This window comes from Ktedonosporobacter rubrisoli, assembly GCF_004208415.1.
GTDB classification, from domain to species: Bacteria; Chloroflexota; Ktedonobacteria; order Ktedonobacterales; family Ktedonobacteraceae; genus Ktedonosporobacter; species Ktedonosporobacter rubrisoli.
Genome location: NZ_CP035758.1, coordinates 9858863 through 9884103, shown reverse-complemented (window position 1 = coordinate 9884103; position 25241 = coordinate 9858863). Strand labels below are relative to the sequence as shown.

Here is a 25241-nt window from a genome sequence, read left to right as displayed (position 1 = left end):
CTTTTCTTACAGCTTGCGCGATAGAATCACGCCAGTATTTAGCCCAACCGTATGTAAGCCACCGAAAAACCTTGCATGCTCCATCTTAATGCACCTATCTTGGATGAAGAGCAGGCCAGCATCCTGCACAACCTTGCCCACGCCATCATTGCGAATGCCCAACTGCAGCCAGACAGCTTTAGCCCCAATCTTGATAGCTTCCTGGGCAATGGGCAAGGTATCCTGCGCCTTGCGGAATACATCAACAATCTCGATCTGCTCTCCGGCCTCCTTCGCTTCAGTCAAAGAGGCATACACACGCTTGCCAAGCAGAGTACTACCAGCATAACGCGGGTTTACCAGCACAATATCATAGCCCTCAGCCTGCAAGTAGATAGCCACAAAATGGCTGGGGCGATACTGATCGGCCGAGATGCCCACAATCGCAATATGGCGATAACGTTGCAAGAGCTTCAGACGCTCATACATATCAGGTATAGAGGTGTTCTGCACGGTCATTGAGCACTTCCTCTCAGGCTACTTTACGCAAAAACTGAACTCATCGTATCACACCACCCGGATATCTGCATACAGCACTTCTACATAGAACACAGCGACTCAAGAAACTGGCAAAGAATCTCTGCGCGTCCTGACTCCACTAATCTGTACCCTATACACAGTTGCTCCTGGATCGTAGCTCTCCATCATTCCCCTTACGCATTGATCTAAAGCGGCCGCCCACGCCTCACGATGCTCACGCGTCCACTCGGGATCAAATTGTGCCAGTGTCTCCATTAGCGTACTGCCAAAATCTGGATAATGCTCTGCTCGGATATGCCGTTCATGATGCACGCGTCCAAGCTTACGGAATATAGGGCTGAGATCATCGCCCTGCTCAATACCTCTCACCAGGACAGCCAGAGTAGCCATGAGTGAGGTTTGCTGACGTTTTATATCCACATTCGCAAAGAAGGGGAGAAGATGAGGACATTTTTCCTGCAAGCGCTGATAAAAGGTGGCGGCAAACGCTTCTTTCTGGCGGGAAATGCGCTCAAAACTTTCCTTCAATAAAACTTTATCCATCAGTATAAATTTATCCTTCTTCAGTTCAGTATCCTCACAACGAAGCGAGCAAAGATCAGCTAGACAGCTTTCCCCCTCCTGCCAATCCACATATTCGACAGCTCACTTGAAGATACAACAGTCCGAGCCTTTTTGCCCTGCGCTTTTCCTTAATTGTATCTCATTCTCGGAGCAGCACAAGGGTATATCGAGGGAAATGCTATGCCTCCCAGCCTACAAGCCTGTACATAGGGCAAGATGTGGTATACTCGAATGGAACATATCTCAACATGAGAACATCTTCATACTCTTTTTGGCTATAAAACAAAGATCTATTTGCAGAGATTTATTTTTCCGGCGTAACAGGCATAAATAACATGCAGTCAGATAGGTAGCAAACATTGAAGACGACAGCACAAGATATAGCCAGAGAGCAGGCCGCTCAGCAAGACGACTTCGAAATTATGCTGCGCAGGCAAGGATGGCAATTGATTCGCCATAAGCCTGTACATACAGATCCCAAGGTGATCAGGATCTACCAACAAGATCTCTCAAACGGCGCCCAATCTCATGAGGCCACCTTCTACGAAGCATTTGGCGATAGCACCTTTCGCAAGCTCCTACGCCATATCTTCTTCCATAAACGTTGCGGACATGAGGAGCTGAGCCGCATATGTGGTAGCGAGACCAAGCTTAACAAATATCTTAGCTTTATGACAAAGCATGGCCTGATTCTTCAAGAGGACGATGGCTGGCTCAAAAGCCCTCGCTATAAAGACATAGATAATATAGGCCCGACCTTAGAATGGTATGTTGCGGAGTGGTTCCGCACCTGGCTCCAAGTGCCGGCGCGCCATAGCGTGGCGATCAAAGATGTCGCCGATGGAGGAGACCTTGACGTTGTGGCGTTTGTCGATAGCATCCGTGTGATGGTTGAGTGCAAATCGGGTAGCCCCAACCAGATCAGCGAGACTGACATTAAATTGTTTTTACGGCGCGCTGCAGACTTTAATCCCGAAATTGCGGTCCTACTTATCGATACAGAGAGCAGGATAGATCAACAAATTGAGATGCTCAACCGCTTTCGTAGCGGCAGCGATCCCCTTACCCCGCAAGACAATCGCCATAGCCTGTACTGGGGAGCGCGCCACATCTACGCCATCAATACAAGGATGAGCATTGCCGACTCCCTATCGGCCGTATTACGCCTCTATTATTCCAAAATACGCCACCTGGCCTTCTGGCGCATCTCCTGATGAGCAATGGAAGCCCAGCCTATATGGCTATAGGAAATTTGGTGCGACATGTTCAACAAACTGCTCAAGCGAAGCCAGCTCGGGCACACGGAATATAAAATGCGTAACGCCTAACTGACGAAACTGCTCCAACTCGCGCGTCACCTCGGCAGCATTACCAGCAATATAATGCTTTTGTGGATGCCGTACAACCTTTGCCGGATCTTCCGAGACACTCATAGTACTTAAATAAGTAAGCTTAATTTCTGAAGGATCACGCCCTATACGCTCACAATGTTGCTTGAGTACCGCAAGCTTATGCGCATATACCTCTAGCGGGCAAGAATTGAAATTCCACCAATCCGCATAACTGGCGACAAGAGCCAGTGTACGCTTTTCACCGCCGCCCCCAATCAAAATAGGGATCATCGGCTTTGGCTGAGGAGCACAATAGGCATCGCGCACCTGATAGTATTGCCCCTCAAAGCTTGCCGGGAACGTTGTCCACAAAGCCCTGATTACCTGAACTGCCTCTTCTAACTGGTCCAGGCGTTTTTTATTCGCCGGAAAAGGATAGCCATATGAAACATACTCATCCTCTTTCCAGCCCGCACCTATACCAAGAACAACGCGACCCTCAGATAGGGCCTGTAGATTGGCCAGCATCTTAGCTACCAGCGCTGGATTGCGATAAGACTGTGCTAAAACCAGCATACCCACCTTAAACTGGGGGTGAGAGGCAGCTAGATAACTCAGCGTCGAGAGACATTCCAGCGAATCGGCCTCCCCCACCTGCAAATGATCCTCCAGCCAGAGCGTTGTAAAGCCCGCCTTCAAGGCCTGAATGCAACGCTGATTATACGCAATGACATCCTGCATAGAATGACCTGCATCATGGGGCCTGAGCATCAGTCCGAAATCGATAGTAGCCACTGGTATACCTCCTGATAAGTAACCAAATCATCGCACGAAGGTACTGCTCATGATATCTCAAAAACCAGGATATCTGATAACAGTCTACACATTCCCCTGGTAGCACGCTAGGAGAGGCTAGATCTTTGACATGTCTCCGTGCGCTTAGGTTCAACGTGCAATACCATCATTGGCAGAAAGCTGAAAGCGCTGAGGAGGAGGGTGAGCAGGCCAGTATAGATTAATAGATGAATTGCCAGCCAGCTACGGGCCTGAGCACAACGACTATTGTCCAGCTCCAAACTGGCAATTTGAGGACAAAAACACACGAACGCGCCATAACAAGGGGAGGAAAATCATTAACGGAAAACCTCCCCTCCGCGCTGGGAAATAAGAACGGGAAAATTCCTTGCAAGAACCCCATTCTCTTGAGGAAGTAGACTATCTACATCTACCAAACCGATTGAGAATTACCAGTCATTCAACATGCGTATATTCTTTCATCGGGTGAACGATTAAATGGTATGCCTGGGCGCAAGAACGACTTTATCCACAAAACAGCGATCCAGTTACGCCAGGAGCCTACTGATTATCCTCTCGCTCAAGAACAATGCGCTCTATCTCAGGATCAGTATCCCGCTGAGTATCAGCGTCACGTTGCATAATAAGCAAGGTTTGCCGATAAGCGTTTATAAAGTCGAGAAGTCCGAGAGTCTCATCAATGGTAAGATCAAAACTAATGCCTGATGCATGTCTGATGACCAGCCCATTGTCCTCCATACGCGCCCGATATCTGCCGATAATAGCATCCATAATCGGTTCCCTCCTTCAAGCCATGTCGCACTATACGATAAAGATCAATATCAGCCTCGCTTGTCTATCATTTCTATTCTAAGGGTATGCCCTCGTCTCGTCAACAAGCAAGCGGTGTTTTTACGGCAGAGCTATATATCTATCTAAAGCCGCTGCTAAAGCTAGTTTATGCTATCGTCATCCCTAGCAGAAAGAAGCTATCAGCTACCCAAGCGAACATAATTTGCCATCTCGACATTGGACAGAAGTCAGCAGTTTACAATGGATATTTGCAGCACAAAAAATTTGCCAGGCAGGCTGTGCTTAAAAAGCTAGTCCACCCAGCAAATGAATTAAGCGCTGTTTGCTACCATTTCTGGCTTATGAAGTGAAAGCCAGGGCAAAGATAGACACGCTCTACCTTACTTCTCCTGAGCCAGCGCACACCTGGTATGCACGCCACCAAGGTACTAGAGAATTGGCCAGTCGTGGCCTGCCGCCTGGTATATTGCCTCTATTGTGGCCAGATTCTCCAGAGTCTCGTTTAAGCTCATCTCAGGCTCCTGACCTGTACGAATACAATTTGCAAAATGCTCGACCTCCAAGCGATACTGATCGACGCGTGTAAAGCTCTGCTCATTCATATTGCCGCCCTTCGTTACAAACACAGCAACTGCATGGTCGCCTGGAGTAAAAGGTACAGGAATAGTTATAGAGCCCTCATCGCCGACAATCTCAGCCATCTGCCGCCTCGCCAATTCAAAGCTTGAGTCGATCAGGCCAAAGCGCCCCTCGCCAAAATCGAGGACCGCATTCATAGCCATATCCACAGCCCCCGGACGGGGAGCATAGACGCGGGCAGCAACTGTACGCGGAGGATGGCCATAAATAGCCCGGCAAAGATTGAGCGGATAACAGCCAATATCCATTAACGACCCACCAGCCAGCTCGGGTCTCAGGCGCACATTAGTGGATCGTCCCCGAATATCGAAAGAGAACGAGGCGCGTACTAACTTGACCGAACCGATCACACCCGCCTTGATTTGCTCCAAAGCCCAGACAACTTGCGGATGAAAGCGATACATGAAAGCTTCCATGAGAAGCACTTTATTGGCCCGTGCCGCCTCAAGCATTTTCTTGCCCTCTTCGACAGTCGTAGCCAGCGGCTTCTCGCACAACACGTGCTTGCCTGCTTCTAGAGCCCTAATCGTCCACTCAGCATGCAGGCTATTTGGCAATGGAATATACACTGCATCTATATCGGGATCATTGATCACACTCACATAATCCCCATAGATACGCACATGAGGAGCGAAAGCATACAGCTCAGCTGCGCGTTGAGGATCTCGACTCCCTACAGCTACTAAACGTCCATTGGATGACGCATGGATAGCGGGCGAGACAGCTCTCACCCCTATATTAGCAGCACTGATCACTCCCCAGCGTACCAACTCAGTATAAGAGAGTACATCATTTTGCATCGGCGCTTCGTCCTTTCAGCATATATCATAATCCAGATCATTATATACGCCAGCAGCCCGAAAGCGCTAACTAACGCGATGTGCGCAGAGCTAGCAATTTAAAGCAATCGTTGCAAAGGAGAAAAATATCCAAATTCAGGAGATATCGCTCTTCAAAGCGCTGCCCTGATTTAGCACTGGGGGAATTTGTGCCTGAATAGGCAAACTGATAGTAAAGCAGCTTCCCTCACCCAGCACGCTTTCGACACTTACCGATCCCTGCATCAGCTCAACCCATTCCTTGACCAGCGCAAGCCCCAAACCAGCTCCGCCATCCATACGCGTGCGCGTAGTCTCGGTCTGATAGAAACGCTCCCAGATACGAGGAAGATCCTTAGGAGCAATCCCCTCACCGGTATCTTTCACATGCAGCAAAATGGTATCTGGCTCAGCCTCAACGACAAGTGCAATGATACCGCCTGGCGTTGTGTGGCGAAGCGCATTGCGTACCAGGTTCTGTAAAACCTGCTCCAGACGAATAGGGTCACCCAGGACCACAGGCAATGTTGCAGGTATCTCTGCAGCCAGCGTGATCTTGCTCGACTGCCAGATAGTCGGAGCCGTCGTCTCAACAATATGCCTGATAATATCCCCTACATCGATCAACTTACATTGTAACGCCAGCCTGCCAACCTCGGCCCTTGAAAGCGTGAAAAGATCTTCCACGAGCCGCTGCATATTGATAACCTCGGCCTCCATTACCTTCAAATCATGCTGTAGCGTAGACGGAGAGCTGCCATTCCAGCGCATTAAAGTCGTTTCGAGATAACCACGCAAGGTAGCGACAGGCGTACGCAGTTCGTGCGAAACATTAGCAATTAGTTCGCGGCGCGAGCTCAGTAATTCGGCTACAGTATCTCGTTCGTTTTGCAGCTCTTGCATCGTCAGTTCCAGCGCCGTTGCCATGGCATTGAAGTCAGATTGCAGCTGGGCTACCTCATCCTCTCCCTCGATTGGCACCCGAACAGCGTAATTACCATTCCGCAAGGCCCCGGTAGCGCTGGTCAGTGATTGCAGACGACGCGTGATACGGCGCACAACCAGGAAAGAAAAGAGAGCAGAAGGGGGCAAAATCACCAGAATTGCCAGCAGGCTTACAACAGCCAGGGCAAGCGTTGTTGGCACGATCAGCGCAATCTCACCGCGGGCCGAGCTAAAGGAGTTGACGATCACCAGGATGTCAAATAAGAGAATAACCAGGCCTGCTCCCAGGGCCACCACCACCAGATGCGCATGCGTCAGCGACCAGATCAATTGTGTGCGGCGGAGCCGATCCCAAAACAGCCAGAGGCGTATTCCCAGGCGGCAAACAACAAAAGCAAAGGCATTGCCTACGACGATAGCAAGGATAATAAGTGGCCATGAGTGACCAAAGGCCCTGGCCCCTACCACAACCAGCACCAGAGATAAAGCCAGGCTTAGAAGACAAATCAAGCTAACATCAATCACAGCACGCCGCGATAAAACGCTTTCGGATGAAAGGCGCAGGCGGAACACATACCAGAGCAAACAACAAGGATCGATCCAGGTACCAAGTTGCTCAGCATACAACAGGGATGCTTGTTCGGCAAATAGGAACCAGAGAAAAGCTAGCCCAGCCCCCAAAAGCACTGTCTCAATAATAGCTCGCCCAGGTTCTGCCTGAAGCCAGAAACGGCGCCTGCGCTTCATAATCACCTCTCTGGCCGCAAGCGATAACCAATCCCCCATACTGTCTCGATATCCTCTCCAACCGGCCCTAATTTTTTCCGTAAGCGTAAGACCGTATTATCTACCGAGCGATCTCCGCCGATATAGGTCTCTCCCCAGATCGTATCTACCAGATAGGCGCGGCTAAAGGCACGTCCCGGACTGCGCAGGAGCAAGCTCAAGAGCGAAAATTCGGTCGGGCTCAGATCCAAGGGTATGCCCTGCAAGGTAGCTAGATGAGCTTGAGGATCAAGATAGATAGCTCCATGAGTAAAAGGTCCATCTACGCTACTCTGGTCAGCGTGCAGTATTTGTTGCACCTGCTCAGCGCGCCGCAATAACGCCCGTACCCGAGCCAGAAATTCCCGCATACTAAAAGGCTTGGTAAGATAATCGTCGGCACCTAGTTCAAGCCCAATTACCCGGTCGGCCTCTTCCCCACGAGCTGTTAACATTAATACTGGTGTGGGAGCAAGCTGTCGCAAGCGCCGCAAGACTTCCAGGCCGTCAAGCTTGGGCAGCATCCAATCTAAGATCACCAGAGCAGGATGCTCTCTAGCATGCAAACGCAGCGCGGTTAACCCATCGCCTGCATGGAGGACATGATAGCCATTTGTCTCTAGTTCACGAATGAGCACCTGCGCCAGGTCATGCGCATCTTCAACCAGTAGAATTGTCGTCATTGAGAGATTCCCAAATAGAGTAAAGCTTAGCAGAACGTTTATTTAGCCTTAGTGTATCATATCTCTTACTTTAGGGTGGGATTATTATTTACTAAACCCCAGATAACCTTACCCACGATGGGCATTTTATAATACTGGCCTCGCGCGGCCTGGATCATCCCGACAAGCCAGCCGACGAAGGCAATCACATTTATAATAAACAAAATAAACATAAATGGCAGAGCAAAAATCCTGTGGAGCGCAAAGACATGCGCCATCCGTTCTAGACCCAGGTACGAAAAGAACAAGGCAACATCAAGCAAATTTATCAGGCCAAAAAAGGCTAAAGATTGTAAAGCATGAAACCGAATATAGCGATTTTGCCAGCCAAAGAGAGCAAATAGTAATCCTGAGAACCATCCCAGGGCATAGCAAAGGACTCCGCCGATAATCTGAGATTCGCCGGTTAAAGGACGGTTGAGGGGAAAGGCATACATAAATCCTTGCTGCTGAGCAAGAGGGGGCTCGATCTCCCTTATACCCTCATATCTTCGCTCATACGAGCCTTGTTCAAACCTAAAGGCCGGCTGCTCGGGCTGGCTACGCTCAAAATCCTGCCTTGCCCGATACTCTGCTTGATATGCCATTTGTTGTTGCTCACGGGGCCCAGAATCCATTCTATTCTCTCCTTTTATACTATTAACGAGGCTTGCCTCCCATTTCAGATGTCTTGCTTATACCCCAATATAGCAACGTTTTGTCGTATCCACATCACACAAATGTCACAAAATTGTCACAAAAGGCTGAAGCTAGCTCTTTTGCGCCCTCAGGCCTATTGCGATAGAGCCTTTTCTAGAGCTGGCTCTTTTAACACTTCCCTTACCACATTTAAAAAGGCTTGCAAAGCCGGGGATATCCATTTTTCCTTATGCCAGAGCATTTGCGAATAGACATGAAATTCGTAATTTTCCCAGACTAAAGGTTGCAAACGCCCCTGGGCAAGCTCTGCCTCTACAGTTACTTTGGGCAAAAAGGTAATGCCCATAGAAGCCATAACACATTGCTTAATAGCTTCCACACTACTAAACTCAAGATTCGTTGTTAAATGGATGCCGGCCTCATGCAGAGCGCGCTCAAAAACGCTTCGATAGGAGCAACCAGCTTCAGTCAGTAAAAATGGCTCTCCCTGCAAATCTTGCACTTTAACAAATGGTTGGCGCGCCAGCGGATGATCAGAAGCGACAAGCAGCAAAAGGGGCTCGGCAAGCAAGGGCTCGACAACTAGTGAAGCTGAATGAACCAGTTCATCAATAGCAAAGACAATATCGATATCCCCCTCATAGACCACACGTTTTAAGTCCGAAGTTGGCATCGGCCGAAATATAAGCTTTACCTGCGGATAGCGCTCTCGAAACAAGCGCAAAACAGCAGGCAAACGATAAGCGCAAAGCGTCTCTGGAGCGCTCATCGTAAGCGTTCCACTCGGAACTTCTTCGCTGCTAGCCACAATACGCGCTTCGTCGGCCAGGTCAACAATTTTTTCCGCATAGACGAGCAGCCGCTTCCCGGCATCGGTCAAGGCGATGCGCTTCCCCAAACGGTCAAATAAGGGTACGCCTAACTCCTCTTCCAGGGCCTGAATCTGGGCCGTCACGCTCGATTGCACATAATTCAAGAGCGTAGCGGTCCGACTAAAACTTAAGGTCCTCGCGATCATCCGAAAAGTAATTAGTTGACGGATTTCCATGCCAGAGCTCCCATCGATTTTTTCGATACATCCTATCAAAAACGTTTCCTTGCTTCGATGATACATAAAAATTATACTTTAAGCAAGTGGTACCGCACGAACAAAATACATCAAAGTACGACCCGCAGAGAGGAAAAGAGATGGAGCTGATAATTCTCCTTACGGTGGCAATTTTGCTAGACCTGGCTGCATTGCGCTGGGGAAAGGATAGCAGAGATTCTGTAGATAGCCCGCAATGGGAGCGCAAAAAATACTTTCCTGTACTATAAAGACCTTCATGCATTCAGGTGCCATAGGGAAATCACTACTGGCATCTGAATGCCTTCAATCCCAACCTGCCTGTTGAGAGCTAGATGTGCCAGAGACACTGGTGCCAATTCCTCCCCAAATTCGCCTCTCCACACCATAATGGAAGTTAATGCCGCAAAATTTGTGACGTAGTAACTGGACTAGTAATAGCAGAATTCCCTATCATGCCTATATCGGATATACTATTAACGATCTCGCTCTTAAAGAAACTGGGACCGTTTCGGCTAAGGCGTCGAAATGAGTAAGATTTTCCTGTAGCGAAACTGTAATACTACGATTGGCACTCATTTTCTGCAATACAATTGCCATCATACTTTACAGAATATATATTCTGGTAGGCACAAAACACAAAAGTGTGTATCCAGAATCTTCATAATAATAGAGCATGCAAAATGCAACATAATATCGTGCCAGTCAAGTATATACAACAGTAGTAAACCTCTTAAGTGGGAAAGCATAGCAGAGGTGCTGAGAGCAGTCGTATCAACTGGCGACCATCCAGCGCTACTCACATCCGCAGAAATGGGAGGCAGATCGACAATGGGTCGAGATGATTTACGGACTGGGCAACAGATCGGCAACTATCTTCTAATGAGCTACATTAGCCATGGGGCATTCGGCAGCGTCTACGTAGGGCGACATGTCATTTTCCGCGATGATCCAGCGGTAGCAGTTAAGCTTCTGCATACGAACTTAAACGTTAAAGGGGAGCAGGAGCAATTCTTCCGCGAGGCCCATATTCTGCGCGGGCTGAAGCACCCCAACATCTTGCCGGTTATCGATGCTGGCATTGAACAGGGGACACCTTACCTTGTCACAACCTATGCTGCCGGCAACTCGTTACGCTCGCATATGCAGGCTGGTCACCAGCTTCCACTCGACGAGGCCCTGACAATCCTAACACAGGTTGGGAAGGCGCTTTTCTTCGCACATAAAAAATCTATAGTGCATCGCGATCTTAAGCCCGAAAATATTCTTTTTGATGCTCAAGGAAATGCTTTGCTCGCAGATTTTGGCATTGCCATTACCCTGGCGACAACTGGAACCCAATATGGGACAGTGATCGGTACGCCAGTCTACATGGCGCCCGAACAGTTCGAAGGCATGGTGAGCGTAAAGAGCGATCAGTATGCTCTCGGCTGCATCGCCTATGAGCTCATCACTGGTCAGCGACCATTTCAAAGCTCCGCGGGCGGCTTCGAGTACATGTGGTACCAGCACTCAAAGGTCATGCCACAGGCTCCCAACACCTTCCGCGCAGATCTTCCAGAACATATCTCCCGGGCAATCATGAAGGCCATAGCCAAAGACCGGAATGAGCGCCATGCCGATGTTGCAGCCTTCCTGGCTGAGCTAACTAGCACTTCCCCAGAAGCCTTTGAGCCCGAGCAGCAAGACGGAGGATCGGAAGTAGAATCTTCAGCAGCCGCAGTTGTTCCTAACGAGGTCGGCCCTATCTCACCTTCACTTAATGGGCAGATCACCAGCGACGAAATCGAGAGCGACGATTTAGAGATGTTCGATCTTGAGGAAGCTATCCTCTACCAGAAGCAAGGCAATGATTATTACGACTCTGAGCACTATGACGAAGCACTTGTGGCTTTCCAGAAAGCGATAAACCTGGGGTATACCCACGATGGGCGTATTTATGGGCGTATGGGCTATGTCCATAACTATCATAAGCGCCATGAAGAAGCGCTTCCGCTCCTGGAGCGCGCGCTTAACCTGGGCTATAAAAGCCAGGGCTGGACTTATGGCCAGAAAGGCTATGCTCTTTCGGGTCTAAAAAGGCACGAAGACGCTATCGAAGCCTATAATGAGGCGCTTCGCCTTGGCCATACGAGCGCGGGCTGGACTTATGGGCGGCGCGGCTACTCCCACTATATCCTTGTACACAATGAAGAAGCCTTAAAAGATATTAGCGAGGCCATTAATCTTGGTTATATACAGGGTGGTTGGGCTTACGCCATCAAAGGGCACTCGCACTCACGGCTCGGCCAGTATAAAGAGGGTTTAGCAGATTTAGAAACAGCAGTCTCCATGGGCTATACAGATGAGGGCTGGACTTATGGCAAAATAGGCTATACCCTCAATCAGCTGAACAGGCATGAAGAAGCCATAGTTGCCCTTGATAAAGCTCTAGAAATGGGCCACATCTCCTCAGGCTGGACGCAGAGCGAAAAAGGCTACTCTTATTATCGTCTCAAGCAATATGCTAAAGCGATTGATTGCTTCCGCCTCGCACTTGAGCAGGGATATAGCGAGAAAGGCTGGACCTATGGCAAGATAGGCTACTCGCTCTATCAGCTCGAACGCTATGAGGAATCCCTTACCAATATGAAACAGGCGCTCAAGCTTGGCCATACAGAAAAAGGGTGGACTTACGCTATCATGGGAGACTGCTATATTCTCCTCCAACGTTACTACGAGGCCCTGGAAACGCTTAACCGCTCTATCAAGATGGGTTACACAGACGGCGGCTGGACCTATGGCCGGCAGGCGCGCACACTTTTAAAACTCGCTCGCTACGAAGAAGCTCTCGTGGCTTGCGAGCGAGCAATTGGTCTGGGTTATACAGGTGGAGGTTGGATCTTTGGGCAAAAGGGCTATATCTTAAGCAATCTGGGACGCTACGAAGAAGCGTTGGTAGCCATCAACAGGGCTATAGAGGCCGGCTATTATAGTGATGGCTGGATTTACTGGCGCAAGGCTCGGGCGCTCAATAACCTGGGTAGACTTCCAGAAGCTCTGGAAGCAGCCAATCGGGCGCTGGCAATGAACTACACAGAGGATGGTTGGACATACGCTGAAGTGGGGGATATCCAGAATAAGCTTGGCCATTATACGGAAGCAATGGCAGCCCTACAAGCAGCCCTCAGCGCGGGCTACGCAGATAGAGACTGGATAGAAGAACGTAAGCAAGTAGCGCTCAGACATCTAGGCCGGCCTAGATAGTAATCGGCCAGCGGACCTACTCATTAACACACGAAAGCTGGGGAGAGGATGTTCTCTCCCCAGTCCTTTCCCATCTCAGCATTGCCTGTGCTCTAGCCCTCACATAGAGCTACTTATGCCTTCTCTCCATTGACGATGGGCTGCTCTGGCTGGCGCAACATTTCGCGTAGCGGCCAGAGACGATAGAAAGCTACAATCACAATCACAGCAACCAGAGCTACGAGGATGCCTGACTCTCCGATCCACAATTGTGCATTAGCCCCATGAACCAGCGGGTTAAGTCCCACCTGCGTAACAGCATTCCAGGCACCGTGAGCAAGAATACAGGGCCAGATACTGCCAGAGCGCAGGCGTAGCCAGTTCAAGAAATAGGAAAAAGCCACAAGCGACACAAAGAAGAGCGCTAGCGCTAGCCAGATATTCGGACCACCACCTGGTTTGTATTGGCCGCTCAGAATATCTGGCACATGGAAGAGGCCCCAGATCAGCCCGCTTACCAGGAGGGGCGCCGGCACTTTCGCCTCGACCAAACGGGTCAGCATAAATCCACGCCAGCCTATCTCCTCGCCAGGAGTTAAGAAAATGGAGAAGAACGCTGTTACTAGCGTCATAGAGAGAAACATTGTCCACCCCAAGCGCAGGATGGGATTAGCAGGATTAGGAAGCGGCTTCGGAATGATGTTGCTTGGAACTGAAAACTGCACAAGGCCAGATATCCATGCCGCTCCGTAGGCTAATCCATTCACAAGCAAGGGTATCAGCACAGCCATCAACAAAGCGAATTAGGATATACTTTCCCTTAAAGCGAAACGAGATATCATTAAATCCAATTCTCAGCAGCAAGCGAGCGATGATAGACGAGATGGCAGGTGTCCACAGGAGAAGATAATCGGGCCAATGTAGTCCCAGCATTAGCCAGTAAGCAATAGCAGTAAAGAAAACAACCAGCACGAAAAAGATAAGAAGCTCTCTTCGCGCGGCCCCGGTTCGTCCAGCAGGTATTGGCGTTAACGATGTATTGTGTACAGCAGCCATTTTCCCTCCGTGTTAAGCGTGTATCTTATCACCAAGAAAAGTAGCGCAAGCAACGAAAAGATGGGGATATCCGGGTTTATTTGGCAGCAGAACAACAGCCGGCTTAATACAAGTATATCAAGCAAAATTCGCCAAAGAATATTTTCGAATGTTATTCAAGCTTAGATTTTATTTTAGCATCTCTTAGCAAATTATTGATAACATACGATAAACGACAGTACTATTGTAATAGCGATATTTACACTTTTCAACTGAGGAGATGTAAAACAAGGAAAGTTTGCAATTTTACGCAACATCTTGCTTTTCAAGCTCGTTCTTGCTGAGAGAGAGTATGCAATGAAGGGAAAAACTGAGCAAGGAAACGGTCAGAAGAAATAATATGGGAGGCAAGAAACTAAAGAAATACAAATAAAAAAAGGGTGACCGATGGGGCTTGAACCCACAACCGCTGGAGCCACAATCCAGAGCTCTGCCGATTGAGCTACGGTCACCATGTGTTTCCTCAACACACCGCCAGTATAGCGGACCTCTTGCGAATTGTCAATAGTCAGACAGGGCTTTTTCTTAAAATCCGTAAATAATTACCACGCATGCCATGACAAGCGGCCGGCATATTTTTTCCCTATGCCGGCTGCTAACAAGAGCAAACCGATGCTACCATACACATTATACCAGCCAAGCTTCGTTCTACGGCGAGACTTCACCCAGGCGGCGGTTTCTTGTCGCGATGCCGAACTGCGCAATGATAGACGAGACGACAAGGCAGAGCTTTGCAGTTTTCCCCTTGACAAGCAGAGATGCCTGCCATACACTCCAAGTAGAATGGAAAAAGCCAGGGTTAGTAGAGAAAAGGATACTATCCAGCATGTCGCACGGATCACAGGGCATTTCAGCAGATACAGAGTATAACGAGCAACTAAGTACCGAAGCTGACCTTGCGCAGCTACCAGAACTTCCCCCGGGAGTACAAATACCTGCCCCCGGTCAAACTCCACGCCGCAAAACAAGATGGCCTGACGCCATCGATGTGATCTTCGAAAAAGATCCAGCGTGTAGCAATATCTTCGAGGCGCTGCTCTATCAAGGCTTGTGGGCTATTATCTATCATCGTATTGCGCACGCGCTTTATAAAGCGCACGTTCCTCTTCTGCCACGCTTGATCTCACAGTTTGCCCGCTTTATTACAGGTGGCATAGAGATTCATCCCGGTGCAGAGATTGGTAAGCGTTTCTTTATCGACCATGGAGCAGGCATCGTCATTGGTGAAACCGCAGTTATCGGTAACAACGTCATGCTCTATCACCAGGTTACCCTCGGCGCTACGGGCTGGTGGCGTCCCAGTCCTGGACGTCAACAAAAACGTCATCCTACCATTGAAGATGACGTGTCCATCGGCGTAGGAGCTGCCATTCTAGGCCCTATCATCATTGGCAAGGGCAGCAGAATTGGCGCCATGGCCCTGGTACTCGAATCGGTGCCTCCCAATTCGGTGGTCGCCGCTAAACCAACAGAATTACTGATGAAGGGCGGCGAACCGCTTCAGAAGCATCAGGAATTAACCCAGGGCTGGGGAGGTAAAGATCCCTGGGAAATGGATTATCAAATCTAACTACAAGCATTGTCCTTAACACAATATAAGGGCAATGCTTTAATATGATTTCTTACGGTTTTACCCGTTTCTCTTGCTTAGAGAGATTTAGAAGCAAGAGATAATTAAGCCTCACTCAATCCTACCTCTTGCTGCAGCGGTAATATTCTCTTTACCGGTTTTTTTAGATATCCACGGATTCTCAACCAGACCCAGCATAGCATCTGCACATTCAAGAGCTATAATTTACAATAGTAGGACAATAGCCTGAACCACATTCACCACGACGACTCACAAATTCTTTCATCTAGAAAGGTAGCTATGTGGAAAGGAACTGTTATCTCCCTTCATATCACTCCAGCTGAAGGGCAACCAATGCGCACAATTACCGAAGCGCATACGGTGCCTGGGCGAGGCATAGAGGGAGATCGTTACTATCTCGGAACCGGCCATTTTTCACCGCACCATGGCCCGAGCCACGAGTTAACGCTGATCGAGCTTGAAACAATTCAAGCGCTTAATCGGGAATATCCTGAGCTTGCACATTTCACGCCAGGGGAGGCACGTCGTAATATCGTAACCCGTGATGTACCCCTTAATCACCTGGTACAGCACGAGTTCCGTGTCGGCGAAGTCGTTCTGCGCGGTATTCGTCTTTGTGAACCCTGTTTTCATATCGCGCAGCTGACCCATCATAACGTGCTGACAGGCCTGATCCACAGAGGGGGTTTGCGCGCGCAAATTCTGACCGCGGGAATCATACGTCCTGGAGACGAAATAGAGAGATTGTATCCCTATTCCTCCTTTTTTGATGACTCCGAGCTGGTCAGAGACCAGGTTGAGGTTCCTGCACAACTTCAAGCAAGCAAGAAGGATTAGTAGCGCATGGATATTAAAAATTCATACGAATTTCAAGCTCCTCGTGAGAAAGTGTTTAAAGCTTTACTCGACCCATCTATCATGCAGTCAAGCATTCCTGGCTGCACGGAAGTCTGGTATCCCAATCCTAACCGCATGAAAGTGCGCGTCGCCTCACCTGTTCCGCTTCCAGGTTTACAGGGACCTTACGATATAGCTGTAGACATACTTGAGCAGCAGGAACCGGAAAATCTGGTCCTACAGGCTGGGCGCCAGGGAAACATAGGAGGCACGATTGATGCCAGAATACATCTGCATCTGAGCGATACAGCTACGGGCTCGCTACTTGCCTATGAGGCACATATTGAGCTCACCGGTCTGATCGCCTTTGTCGATAATCCTATTTTTCAGGAGGTTTTCAAACACTCGCTCACGACATTTCTAAAGAATCTCAATACAGCTATTACCAAGTAAATATTGTAATACCGTATAGCAAAATGGCAAAGCTACGGCTCCGGCCGTATTAGTTGGCAAGCTCAGCGCAGGCCATCAAGCCGGAGGCGAGCCAATTAGCTATCACCGGCCTCCAGTTCATAATCCTCGCACAGAGCCGTTGAGGAGAAAAATATGGGGAGCCGGTGATGATCCTTATCCTTAAAGCCGCTGGCAAGAGAGCTCGCTCTAGTCTCAAGGTCCTCGCACAACTCAAAGAAAAGGAACGGGTGATGCCGCTCTCTCTTCTTGGCGATCTACGCGCCTCTCGAAATAGAGCTTGTCTGCTTGTGCGCCTTAAGGTCTTTAATCGTAAGTTAGCAGCGTCTCAATTAACATATCCCAGAAGCGCGGAACGTTCAAGCCATACCCTACGCGTACCTGGCTTTCATTTCCCAACTTCCCGTACACATCACAAACGGTACGTCCTACCGTCCACTCACCAGTTGTCTCTACTGCAACATGCATCATGCGCGCCTGAATAATCTCAGGCTCAATGAGCGCAGCGACCGCGCATGGATCATGTACAGGAGGATCGACGAAGCCAAATACTTTATGATATGTTTCAGCGAAAAATACCAGCAAATCAGCGGCAAAAGTAGCCACCGTACGACGCGCTTCTCGCAGACGATGGAGCACCTCTTTGGTTGCCAGAGCTTGATGCGTCACCTCAAGAGGCACCATCGTAATAGGGCGGCCACAGCCAAAGACGATAGCTGCTGCCTCAGGGTCGGCCCAGATATTAAATTCAGCAGAGGGTGTTGTGTTTCCCAGACCAATAGCTCCCCCCATCAGTGAGATGGCCTTAATTTTGGGGAGAATCTGCGGCTCACGGCGAATAGCAGTAGCAATATTAGTAAGCGGCCCGGTCGGGACAAGCGTGATATCCCCAGCAGAGTTAAGCAAGAGCTCAATGATAAGATCGACGCCATGCTGCGCGACAGGTTCAAGCGTGGGTGCGGGAATATGTGGACCATCCAGTCCGGATTCACCATGGATATCTGCAGCATAGCGTGCAGGGCGTAAGAGCGGGCGATCCATCCCCATAGCAATGGGCACACCGCGAATACCCGCCAGCGAACATACTTTCAGCGCATTACTCGTGGTTTTAGTCACAGACTGATTGCCCGCAACCGTGGTAATAGCTAGAAGTTCAATAGCAGGATGATGAGCGGCCAGCAGAATCGCTATAGCGTCATCATGGCCAGGATCGCAGTCGAGGATGATTTTATGTTTCATAACTTTGCTCATAGATGACTCTCTCGACTTTGGAGCAAGCCATCATTACCTTTACAAATGGGGTTGCACAATATTGCTCTATACTAGCATGCTCACACAGATTTTTTCAAGCGAATCTGGACTCTACTCGACGCCCATCTTCTCACTTGCTATAATGCCCTTGAAAGACTAATACTGTGCACAAAGGTACACAATTAATCAGGGAGTAATCCATTGTCATCAACAACACGAGGCAATCTGATTATCGGCCAATCGGGCGGTGCAACCGCCGTTATTAACGCCAGTCTGGTAGGGGCCGTGCAGGCCGCAATGGCTGACAAGCGTATTGAAGGCATTTACGGCATGCGCCACGGCATCGAAGGGCTGCTTAAAGAAGATATTCTTGATCTGCGCCAGCAACCTGCTAACATCTGGCAACAGCTTCTCTATACACCGTCAGCCGCCCTGGGATCGTGCCGCTATAAGCTACAAGACGACGATCTCACGCGCGCTATAGCCATCCTGCGCCGCTACGATGTACGCTATCTGCTCTACATCGGTGGCAACGATTCAGCCGATACGGCTCATCGCCTGGCTCAGGCAGCGCAACAAAGCGGCTATGAGCTTTATGCCATTAGCGTTCCCAAAACCATTGATAACGATCTGCCCTTCACCGATCACTGTCCAGGCTATGGCAGCGCAGCTCGCTTCATTGCGCAAGCTACCATAGACTCCAGCATGAATACTATTTCTATACCCTCTCATTATCCCGTCAAAGTCATTGAGACCATGGGGCGCGACGCTGGCTGGCTGGTTGCCTCTTCAGCGCTGGGCAAACGCGAGGAGGACGATCCGCCACACATTATTCTTATACCAGAGCAGCACTTTGTAGCTGAGCGCTTTCTGCAGCGTGTTGAAGAGGTTTACAGGCGCGTAGGGTATGTAATCGTGGTGGCCGCAGAGGCAATTCGTGACGAAAAGGGCCTGGCGCTAGGAGCAGTGGGCCAGGTTGGTACCGATGCGTTCGCGCATCCGTTATTAAGTGGTGCAGCACAGTATCTTACAGATTTAGTCAAGCGGGAACTGAAGCTGCGAGCGCGCTTTGATAAGCCTGGGGACCTGCAACGTATGGCTTCTACCAATGTCTCGCCGCCGGATCGGAACGAGGCATACCTTGCGGGAAAGATGGGCACACAGGCTCTCCTCAATCATGAAAGCGATAAGATGATAACATTGGTACGCCATAACGAACCAGAGTATCATTGTACGACCGATCTGGTAGAGCTTGCGCAAATCGCAAACAAACAACGTTTGCTTCCTGATGAGTACCTGGATGAGAGTAAAACCATGGTTACTCAGGCATTTTACAATTATGCCATGCCGCTCATTGGGGAGCCGCTCGCACGTCATGCTCGCTTAGAAACAACGAGGTTGCAGCGATGACAAGACTGAAACGGGCGATCCTGGTTGTTCTGGACGGCGTAGGGGCGGGAGAAAATCCCGACGCGCGGGACTATGGGGATGAGGGGGCCAGTTCGCTCGAACATTGCGCACAGGCGATTGGGGGCCTGCAGCTTCCCCATCTGGGAAGGCTGGGTATTGGCAATATCACCCCCATTCTGGGCACGCCTCCGCAATCCTACGCAACAGGCGCTTACGGCCGTATGGCCTCGATCACGGCAGGAAAGGATAGTGTAGCTGGTCATTGGGAAATGACTGGCGTTCTACTCAAGAAGCCACTGCCAACCTATCCCCAGGGCTTTCCCCCTAAACTTGTTCAGGCCTTTGAGCAGGCCATAGGTCGCCAAGTAATTGGGAATAAAGTTGCTTCCGGGACAGAGATTATTAAAGAGCTCGGCGAAGAACATATGCGCACAGCGCGTCCCATTCTCTACACCTCAGCCGATAGTGTTTTTCAGATTGCAGCCCACGAAGAAATTATTCCGCTCGGTGAATTGTATCGTATATGCGAAGTTGCGCGTGCTATCCTGATAGATGATCATGCGGTGGGACGCGTGATTGCCCGTCCATTCGTAGGCCAGCCAGGTAGCTTTGTACGTACAGAACACCGTCGTGATTTCTCGCTAGCCCCACTTGGCACTACTCTGCTCGATCTGCTTAAAGATGCTGGCAAAGATGTTATTGGGCTTGGCAAAATTGAGGATCTTTTTGCGGGGCGCGGATTGACGCGCGTAGATCATACCGAGACCAATCGTGATGGCATGGAAGCAACTCTGCACTGGCTGGAGAACGAATTCGACGGTCTTCTCTTTGTTAATCTGGTAGAATTTGATATGTTATGGGGTCATCGGCGAGATAGTCACGGTTATGCTCAAGCATTGCGTGATGTAGATAACTGGTTCGCGCGTGTCGAACAGATTATGCGTCCTGATGATGCAATTTTCTTTACTGCAGATCATGGCGTAGACCCGACCTACCGTGGCACGGACCATACACGTGAGTGCGTACCACTACTGGCTTATGGTCAGCCAATTCGGGCGAATATTAATCTCGGTACGCGGGCGACATATGCAGATCTAGGCCAGACATTAGCCCAGGTTTTCGGCGTTGGACCCTTATCTGCTGGTACAAGCTTTGCACATGAGTTGGGGCTCTTATGACAGAAATAGAACACGGCAACAAGATAGAACAGCAATCCTTACACGGGGAACGCGCCTATCTGCGCCGTCCAGTAATCAAGGATGCCTCGAAGGTCTTTAACTGGGAACGAGACGACGAGGTATGGCGCTATGACCCCCATCGCCCATATTCACGTACTATAAGCGAGTTTCTGCCAACATTTGAACGAAACTATGTACGGGGCAATGGGAGACAGTTCTGGTTCATCATTGAGGATGAGCAGCATATCCCTATTGGTACCATCACGTACTTTAACCTTGATTACCGCCTGGGTCAGGTCGAGATAGGGTTGGGGCTGGGTGACAAGTCACGCTGGGGGCAGGGGTACGGTCCCGAGGCAATTCGTACGCTGGTACGCCATCTCTTTACCTTCTCAGGTATCGTGCGTATCTATGCCGAGACCGCTGTAGCCAATCGGCCTGCGCGCCGCGCCTTCGCCAAAGCCAATTTTGTCGAAGTCGGCCAGATCTATGATCCCCGTAGCGCTGGTGATCCGTGGTTACTTTTAGAGATATGGAAGTCGAATGCCCCTTAAGGGGATCATATACATAACTTCATCCTGCCAGTAAAGAAAGGAGCTGTGCGCATTTTCTCTGTGGAGAGGGAATGCCATTTATAATTATGAATACATCACACGTTACTGTCGATCCTGCACTATTCAAAGCTTACGACATACGCGGCATCTATGGCGAGAAGCTCACCGACGAGGTTGCTTACGCTATTGGGCGGGCGGCTGCTCAGTATTTAGCTGTGCCTGAAATCGCTGTAGGCCGGGATATGCGGCTCTCCTCGCCCCAACTGGCCAGCGCCATTATTCGCGGTATCACTGACCAGGGCGTTAACGCGATTGATCTTGGCATGGTCCCTACCGATGGTCTGTACTTTGCAGTCGGCAAATTTGACTATCCTGCTGGTGTGATGATCACTGCGTCGCACAATCCTGGCAAATATAATGGCATGAAGTTCTGCCGCGCTCAGGCAGCTCCTGTCGGCCAGGATACTGGCCTCGCCGATATTCGCGATCTGGCGGTGAGTGGAAACTTTGCCGAGCCTACGAAGAAAGGGCAGGTCATCAAGCGCGATATCACCGAAGATTACGTTCAGCACGCGCTATCGTTTATCGATGTAAACAAGATCAGGCCGCTGAAAGTGGTCATCGATGCTGGAAATGGAATGGCAGGGATGATGATACCGCAGGTATTTAAGCACCTGCCATGTCAGCTTATCCCGCTCTATTTTGAGCTGGATGGCAATTTCCCCAATCATCCAGCCAGCCCTATCGAGCCAGAAAATATGGAGGATCTACAGAAGAAGGTTCGCGAGACCGGTGCAGACCTGGGTGCGGCTTTCGATGGCGATGCCGATCGCATGTTTCCCGTCGATGAGCACGGCAATCTGGTAGACGGTTCACAGGTAATCGAAGTGGTATCCAATAGCCTGCTGAAGAAGCATCCAGGCTCAACCATTCTCTATAACCTGATCGTCTCCAAGAGCGTGCCCGAGCTCATTAGCAAAGAAGGTGGCAAGGCTGAGCGCACGCGCGTGGGCCACTCCTTCATTAAGGCCGATATGCGCAAGCTTAATGCCATTTTCGGCGGAGAACACTCGGGCCATTTCTACTTCCGCGACAACTGGTTTGCCGATTCCGGTCTGATTGCCTTCCTGATCATGCTGGAACTTGTCTCGGTAGAAAACAAGCAGCTCTCGGAAATTATCAAGCCGCTCGATCATGGCATACGTAGCGGTGAGATTAATAGCACTGTTAGCGATACGCAGAGCAAGCTCCAAGCTCTGGAAGACAAGTTTGGGAAAGGAGCCAGCTCTATCGATCATATGGATGGGCTCACTATTGATTTTGGTGACTGGTGGTTTAATGTGCGCCCCTCTAACACGGAGCCGCTGTTGCGCCTGAACGTTGAGGCCAATGATCAGGCCCTAATGGAACAAAAACGCGACGAGCTACTATCTTTCATTCGCAGCTAGTCAAATACACGCGCTATCCTCCGCGCGGAGGATAGCGCCCTGCTTGCCAATTTTTTCGGGTCAGATTAGCAGGAATCCTATCTGGCAGGACTACGCGACCTGTGCTATTGAGAAGCAACCCGGGAGCGTAGTTGGGTACGCTCAATAACGATAACGGCCTGATCAAGGAACGTCCTGAAGAAAGCCACTCGATCCTCGACTTGTCCTTTACTCTCCTCAAGCACATCCTGGCGCATAAACCAGGCATCTCTATTGCGAATACGTAAACAGAGCACGCCAAGCACTTTCCCGGCAGTCTTTAAAGGGATCAGAAGCAGGCTGTTCTTCGAGCCCCGCTGCACATCGGCTCTTTCGATCATTCTACTTTGGCTCATTGCCTCTCTGGCCGCTTCCATCTCGTCTGGAGCCAGCGAGAAGCGATCCACGCGAATAGGGCCATCTGCCTGCAAGGTCAACCTTCCTTGAGCGTCAGGCAACAGAATAGCGCACTCACTTACACCCCAGGATGAAAAAACTCTGACAGTAGACAATGCCAGAACATCCAGTTGCTCCTCAAGCCGCTCAGTGCTATTGACGACGCGTCCTACTTCATAGAGGATACGCGCCTCCCGTTCACGCTGGCGGGCTTCTTCCGTACGATGGCGCATAACTATCGCTAGCTGGCTGGTTAGTAATGCCGTCGCCAAAAAGACCAGCAAGGCTAGCCATTCTTCCCAGCGGGCGATAGTAAAGCTATAGAGAGGAGGCACCAGGAAAAAGTCGAAAGATAAAAAAGCCAACAATGCGGTAAGAATAGCGGCATAGCGGCCACGCGTGCTGGCCAGAATCAAGATCAGCAAAAGATAGACAATGGATATATTGGGAATCCCGGGGTAAAGCCGAAAGGTGTAGATGATTCCTGTGATAATCAGAGCCCCCAGGGCTAGCAGGCTGTCTATGCAATAATCCTGCCAGCGTTTCCCCGCGTTTGTTAAGAGTTGTGGAACGCGTTCAACTGCTTGCATATCGGTTCCTCTTTTCCTAGAAAAACCAGCCAGAAAATGGTTCACGATAACCTATCTGCGCTACGAGATTTCTTTCCACATTCAGCATAGCGCAGAAAAAGTCAAAGAACGCTCAAGAAAATATGCAAGCCTCTTAAAACTCGCTCTTGAAATTCTACCCCCGGCATAGCTCATCTTATGATATAGTTCCAAAAAACAGAGCGTGTCATAGCGTTTTGGAGCGTTCTCTTGATCGCTTGCTTGCGCCATTGCTCGCCTTCTGGGTTCGTGCGGGGGCAACGACTAACCGCACGGGATGGACTACCAGCGATGCAAGCACCGCCTTCCCATCCTCTACCCCCTCCACTTTCGAGAAAGCATCAGGGGCTACTTTTCGTATCACATTGCCAGCGCCGTTAATATCGGCGTTGATCTTCCGTCCATCTTTGGCGCGGTAGAGTCCACGCTTAATCCTCTTGCCGCTAAAGGTGTGCTTTTCATCGCCGTTGGTACGAACTGGCAACGGGTCCAGGTCCAGCAACGACGCTTTTGAGGTATAGGACTCTTCCGTGATCTCTACACGAATGCCTACCAGTTCCGCTTTGTACGTGAGCATGGAAATGAAACGAGCATGCGGGATCGAAACAAAGTTTTGATTGTTCCGCCTACCCATGTTGGCTTCTTGCTTCCACCCATCATTCTTGCCGATACAGAGCGTCCCAATTCCTTCCTTGACTACGAGATCAATGATCCTTTTGCTGACCGTGTGCAGATACTGATCAATGCGCCTGTTCCGCCTGTTTGTCATGCGCTCCATGCGCTTGGTTGTCCCCTTGCGTCGAAGCTGGCTCTGTAGTTCTGCCTTATGCTTGTTGTAGAACTGGTTGACTGATTTCACTGGACGCCCGTTAACTAATACAGAGCGAAACCCTGGTTTGTTTGAGGTTAGCGCAACCAGATTATTCATGCCAATATCTATGCCAGCGTAGTACGCAGAATTAACCGGTGATTGCTTCTCCTCGCGGCTATACACCGCCTCAATCACATAGAAGCCTTTGCGTGGGACGATACGCACTTGATGGATGTCTTTCTGCTTCGTCTTCACCTCGATAGCGAGCATCGAAGGCTTGATGATGCCGTGTTTCAAGCCGCGCTTTCCTCGACTCAGCGCCTGGATGGTGTAGACCAACATATTCCGACCTTCCGTTTTCTGCTTGTACCCAGGTATCCTGGGACGCGCTCGAAACTTTGACGGGTCTTCGTTGTAGGCTTTACGCGCTTTGAAGAAGGCCTCCCAATCATGATGCAGCTGCATTAAGACCTGCTGGCTAACCTTTGCCGGCAGAGCCTTGTATGCTTCGTGGGACTGCATCCGCCTGTCCATCTCGTGGTAGTTGAGGTACTTTCCCGCAAGAATGTAGGATTGACGTACCTCATAGTTGCCAGCGTTGTACAGGTTCTTCGACTTAAAAGCCGCTTCATCAATCACGTGGTAACGTGGATCATTGCGGTCAATAATATGTTGTTCAACAAGCTGCATCCGCTATCTTCTCCTGAGAGAATAGGAGCACGTATGTACCTC

23 protein-coding genes and 1 tRNA gene are annotated in these 25241 nt (G+C 49.9%); 9 read left to right on the top strand and 15 right to left on the bottom strand.

Annotation, left to right across the window (positions count from 1 at the left end; all coding sequences use genetic code 11):
* Positions 1-6 precede the first annotated feature (6 nt).
* Positions 7-498: a CoA-binding protein gene (locus tag EPA93_RS42350; protein WP_207229345.1), complete on the bottom strand. Its 492-nt coding sequence runs from the start codon at positions 496-498 to the stop codon at positions 7-9.
* Between the two features lie 99 nt (positions 499-597).
* A complete protein-coding gene (locus tag EPA93_RS42345) occupies positions 598-1062 on the bottom strand; it encodes a globin domain-containing protein (protein ID WP_129893338.1) in 465 nt (154 codons plus the stop codon).
* A gap of 380 nt (positions 1063-1442) precedes the next feature.
* Here EPA93_RS42345 and EPA93_RS42340 point away from each other — a divergent pair, with 380 nt between their 5' ends.
* On the top strand, positions 1443-2297 hold the full coding sequence (locus tag EPA93_RS42340; protein ID WP_129893337.1) for a hypothetical protein: 855 nt from the start codon (positions 1443-1445) through the stop codon (positions 2295-2297).
* Between the two features lie 27 nt (positions 2298-2324).
* Here EPA93_RS42340 and EPA93_RS42335 read toward each other — a convergent pair whose 3' ends face one another.
* From EPA93_RS42335 to EPA93_RS42305, 7 genes are all read right to left on the bottom strand, one after another.
* Complete coding sequence (locus EPA93_RS42335; RefSeq protein WP_129893336.1) at positions 2325-3209, bottom strand: LLM class flavin-dependent oxidoreductase; 885 nt, start codon at positions 3207-3209, stop codon at positions 2325-2327.
* Between the two features lie 561 nt (positions 3210-3770).
* Positions 3771-4001 (bottom strand): hypothetical protein, encoded by a 231-nt coding sequence (locus EPA93_RS42330; protein ID WP_129893335.1) that lies wholly within the window; start codon positions 3999-4001, stop codon positions 3771-3773.
* A 449-nt stretch (positions 4002-4450) separates the two neighbouring features.
* Positions 4451-5461 carry a Gfo/Idh/MocA family protein gene (locus tag EPA93_RS42325; RefSeq protein WP_129893334.1) on the bottom strand — a complete coding sequence of 337 codons (1011 nt, stop codon included), beginning with the start codon at positions 5459-5461 and terminating at the stop codon, positions 4451-4453.
* Positions 5462-5596: 135 nt separating this feature from the next.
* On the bottom strand, positions 5597-7210 hold the full coding sequence (locus EPA93_RS42320; RefSeq protein WP_129893333.1) for a sensor histidine kinase: 1614 nt from the start codon (positions 7208-7210) through the stop codon (positions 5597-5599).
* Entirely contained in the window at positions 7174-7872 is a 699-nt protein-coding gene (locus EPA93_RS42315) for a response regulator transcription factor (protein ID WP_129893332.1), read from the bottom strand. Before EPA93_RS42315 ends, EPA93_RS42320 begins: the two co-directional genes overlap by 37 nt.
* Positions 7873-7937: 65 nt before the next feature.
* Entirely contained in the window at positions 7938-8528 is a 591-nt protein-coding gene (locus tag EPA93_RS42310) for a DUF4870 domain-containing protein (RefSeq protein ID WP_129893331.1), read from the bottom strand.
* 155 nt (positions 8529-8683) lie between these two features.
* Positions 8684-9598 carry a LysR family transcriptional regulator gene (locus EPA93_RS42305; RefSeq protein ID WP_129893330.1) on the bottom strand — a complete coding sequence of 305 codons (915 nt, stop codon included), beginning with the start codon at positions 9596-9598 and terminating at the stop codon, positions 8684-8686.
* An 849-nt stretch (positions 9599-10447) separates the two neighbouring features.
* Here EPA93_RS42305 and EPA93_RS42300 point away from each other — a divergent pair.
* Complete coding sequence (locus EPA93_RS42300; protein WP_165423761.1) at positions 10448-12862, top strand: protein kinase domain-containing protein; 2415 nt, start codon at positions 10448-10450, stop codon at positions 12860-12862.
* A gap of 113 nt (positions 12863-12975) precedes the next feature.
* On the opposite strand, the gene EPA93_RS42295 is transcribed toward EPA93_RS42300, so the two are convergent.
* The 3 genes from EPA93_RS42295 to EPA93_RS42290 all read right to left on the bottom strand — a co-directional run bounded on the left by EPA93_RS42295 (position 12976) and on the right by EPA93_RS42290 (position 14388).
* Positions 12976-13473 carry a CPBP family intramembrane glutamic endopeptidase gene (locus EPA93_RS42295; RefSeq protein WP_165423760.1) on the bottom strand — a complete coding sequence of 166 codons (498 nt, stop codon included), beginning with the start codon at positions 13471-13473 and terminating at the stop codon, positions 12976-12978.
* Between the two features lie 46 nt (positions 13474-13519).
* The gene (locus EPA93_RS48815) at positions 13520-13897 is read right to left on the bottom strand and encodes a hypothetical protein (protein WP_165423759.1); all 378 of its coding nucleotides are present in this window, start codon (positions 13895-13897) and stop codon (positions 13520-13522) included.
* 418 nt (positions 13898-14315) lie between these two features.
* Positions 14316-14388 (bottom strand) — tRNA-His (locus EPA93_RS42290).
* Between the two features lie 374 nt (positions 14389-14762).
* Between EPA93_RS42290 and epsC the strand changes: the two genes are divergently transcribed.
* From epsC to EPA93_RS42275, 3 genes are all read left to right on the top strand, one after another.
* Complete coding sequence (gene epsC / locus EPA93_RS42285; RefSeq protein WP_129893327.1) at positions 14763-15506, top strand: serine O-acetyltransferase EpsC; 744 nt, start codon at positions 14763-14765, stop codon at positions 15504-15506.
* A gap of 300 nt (positions 15507-15806) precedes the next feature.
* Positions 15807-16364: an MOSC domain-containing protein gene (locus EPA93_RS42280; protein WP_129893326.1), complete on the top strand. Its 558-nt coding sequence runs from the start codon at positions 15807-15809 to the stop codon at positions 16362-16364.
* Positions 16365-16370: 6 nt separating this feature from the next.
* A complete protein-coding gene (locus EPA93_RS42275; RefSeq protein ID WP_129893325.1) occupies positions 16371-16817 on the top strand; it encodes an SRPBCC family protein in 447 nt (148 codons plus the stop codon).
* Positions 16818-17141: 324 nt separating this feature from the next.
* Here EPA93_RS42275 and EPA93_RS42270 read toward each other — a convergent pair whose 3' ends face one another.
* The gene (locus EPA93_RS42270; RefSeq protein WP_242527244.1) at positions 17142-18086 is read right to left on the bottom strand and encodes a nucleoside hydrolase; all 945 of its coding nucleotides are present in this window, start codon (positions 18084-18086) and stop codon (positions 17142-17144) included.
* Between the two features lie 201 nt (positions 18087-18287).
* Between EPA93_RS42270 and EPA93_RS42265 the strand changes: the two genes are divergently transcribed.
* The 4 genes from EPA93_RS42265 to EPA93_RS42250 all read left to right on the top strand — a co-directional run bounded on the left by EPA93_RS42265 (position 18288) and on the right by EPA93_RS42250 (position 22676).
* A complete protein-coding gene (locus EPA93_RS42265; RefSeq protein WP_129893324.1) occupies positions 18288-19496 on the top strand; it encodes a 6-phosphofructokinase in 1209 nt (402 codons plus the stop codon).
* Positions 19493-20674, top strand: coding sequence for a phosphopentomutase (locus tag EPA93_RS42260; RefSeq protein WP_129893323.1), 1182 nt, complete (start codon positions 19493-19495; stop codon positions 20672-20674). Before EPA93_RS42265 ends, EPA93_RS42260 begins: the two co-directional genes overlap by 4 nt.
* Positions 20671-21228 carry a GNAT family N-acetyltransferase gene (locus tag EPA93_RS42255; protein ID WP_129893322.1) on the top strand — a complete coding sequence of 186 codons (558 nt, stop codon included), beginning with the start codon at positions 20671-20673 and terminating at the stop codon, positions 21226-21228. The genes EPA93_RS42260 and EPA93_RS42255 overlap by 4 nt, the downstream gene beginning before the upstream one ends.
* A gap of 86 nt (positions 21229-21314) precedes the next feature.
* On the top strand, positions 21315-22676 hold the full coding sequence (locus EPA93_RS42250; RefSeq protein WP_129893321.1) for a phosphohexomutase domain-containing protein: 1362 nt from the start codon (positions 21315-21317) through the stop codon (positions 22674-22676).
* Positions 22677-22780: 104 nt separating this feature from the next.
* On the opposite strand, the gene EPA93_RS42245 is transcribed toward EPA93_RS42250, so the two are convergent.
* Together EPA93_RS42245 and EPA93_RS42240 are read right to left on the bottom strand one after the other, a co-directional pair.
* Positions 22781-23680, bottom strand: a complete 900-nt coding sequence (locus EPA93_RS42245) for a DUF4118 domain-containing protein (protein ID WP_129893320.1) — start codon at positions 23678-23680, stop codon at positions 22781-22783.
* A 205-nt stretch (positions 23681-23885) separates the two neighbouring features.
* Positions 23886-25199 (bottom strand): RNA-guided endonuclease InsQ/TnpB family protein, encoded by a 1314-nt coding sequence (locus EPA93_RS42240; RefSeq protein ID WP_129893319.1) that lies wholly within the window; start codon positions 25197-25199, stop codon positions 23886-23888.
* Between the last annotated feature and the right edge of the window lie 42 nt (positions 25200-25241).

Excerpts from the sequence above, each read along its gene's own strand:
- EPA93_RS42350 (WP_207229345.1), bottom strand. The coding sequence starts at position 498 with ATGACCGTGCAGAACACCTCTATACCTGATATGTATGAGCGTCTGAAG.
- EPA93_RS42345 (WP_129893338.1), bottom strand. The coding sequence starts at position 1,062 with ATGGATAAAGTTTTATTGAAGGAAAGTTTTGAGCGCATTTCCCGCCAG.
- EPA93_RS42330 (WP_129893335.1), bottom strand. The coding sequence starts at position 4,001 with ATGGATGCTATTATCGGCAGATATCGGGCGCGTATGGAGGACAATGGG.
- EPA93_RS42325 (WP_129893334.1), bottom strand. The coding sequence starts at position 5,461 with ATGCAAAATGATGTACTCTCTTATACTGAGTTGGTACGCTGGGGAGTG.
- EPA93_RS42320 (WP_129893333.1), bottom strand. The coding sequence starts at position 7,210 with ATGGGGGATTGGTTATCGCTTGCGGCCAGAGAGGTGATTATGAAGCGC.
- EPA93_RS42315 (WP_129893332.1), bottom strand. The coding sequence starts at position 7,872 with ATGACGACAATTCTACTGGTTGAAGATGCGCATGACCTGGCGCAGGTG.
- EPA93_RS42310 (WP_129893331.1), bottom strand. The coding sequence starts at position 8,528 with ATGGATTCTGGGCCCCGTGAGCAACAACAAATGGCATATCAAGCAGAG.
- EPA93_RS42305 (WP_129893330.1), bottom strand. The coding sequence starts at position 9,598 with ATGGAAATCCGTCAACTAATTACTTTTCGGATGATCGCGAGGACCTTA.
- EPA93_RS42300 (WP_165423761.1), top strand. The coding sequence starts at position 10,448 with ATGGGTCGAGATGATTTACGGACTGGGCAACAGATCGGCAACTATCTT.
- EPA93_RS42295 (WP_165423760.1), bottom strand. The coding sequence starts at position 13,473 with ATGACGCTAGTAACAGCGTTCTTCTCCATTTTCTTAACTCCTGGCGAG.
- EPA93_RS48815 (WP_165423759.1), bottom strand. The coding sequence starts at position 13,897 with ATGGCTGCTGTACACAATACATCGTTAACGCCAATACCTGCTGGACGA.
- epsC (WP_129893327.1), top strand. The coding sequence starts at position 14,763 with ATGTCGCACGGATCACAGGGCATTTCAGCAGATACAGAGTATAACGAG.
- EPA93_RS42280 (WP_129893326.1), top strand. The coding sequence starts at position 15,807 with ATGTGGAAAGGAACTGTTATCTCCCTTCATATCACTCCAGCTGAAGGG.
- EPA93_RS42275 (WP_129893325.1), top strand. The coding sequence starts at position 16,371 with ATGGATATTAAAAATTCATACGAATTTCAAGCTCCTCGTGAGAAAGTG.
- EPA93_RS42270 (WP_242527244.1), bottom strand. The coding sequence starts at position 18,086 with ATGAGCAAAGTTATGAAACATAAAATCATCCTCGACTGCGATCCTGGC.
- EPA93_RS42260 (WP_129893323.1), top strand. The coding sequence starts at position 19,493 with ATGACAAGACTGAAACGGGCGATCCTGGTTGTTCTGGACGGCGTAGGG.
- EPA93_RS42255 (WP_129893322.1), top strand. The coding sequence starts at position 20,671 with ATGACAGAAATAGAACACGGCAACAAGATAGAACAGCAATCCTTACAC.
- EPA93_RS42250 (WP_129893321.1), top strand. The coding sequence starts at position 21,315 with ATGAATACATCACACGTTACTGTCGATCCTGCACTATTCAAAGCTTAC.
- EPA93_RS42245 (WP_129893320.1), bottom strand. The coding sequence starts at position 23,680 with ATGCAAGCAGTTGAACGCGTTCCACAACTCTTAACAAACGCGGGGAAA.
- EPA93_RS42240 (WP_129893319.1), bottom strand. The coding sequence starts at position 25,199 with ATGCAGCTTGTTGAACAACATATTATTGACCGCAATGATCCACGTTAC.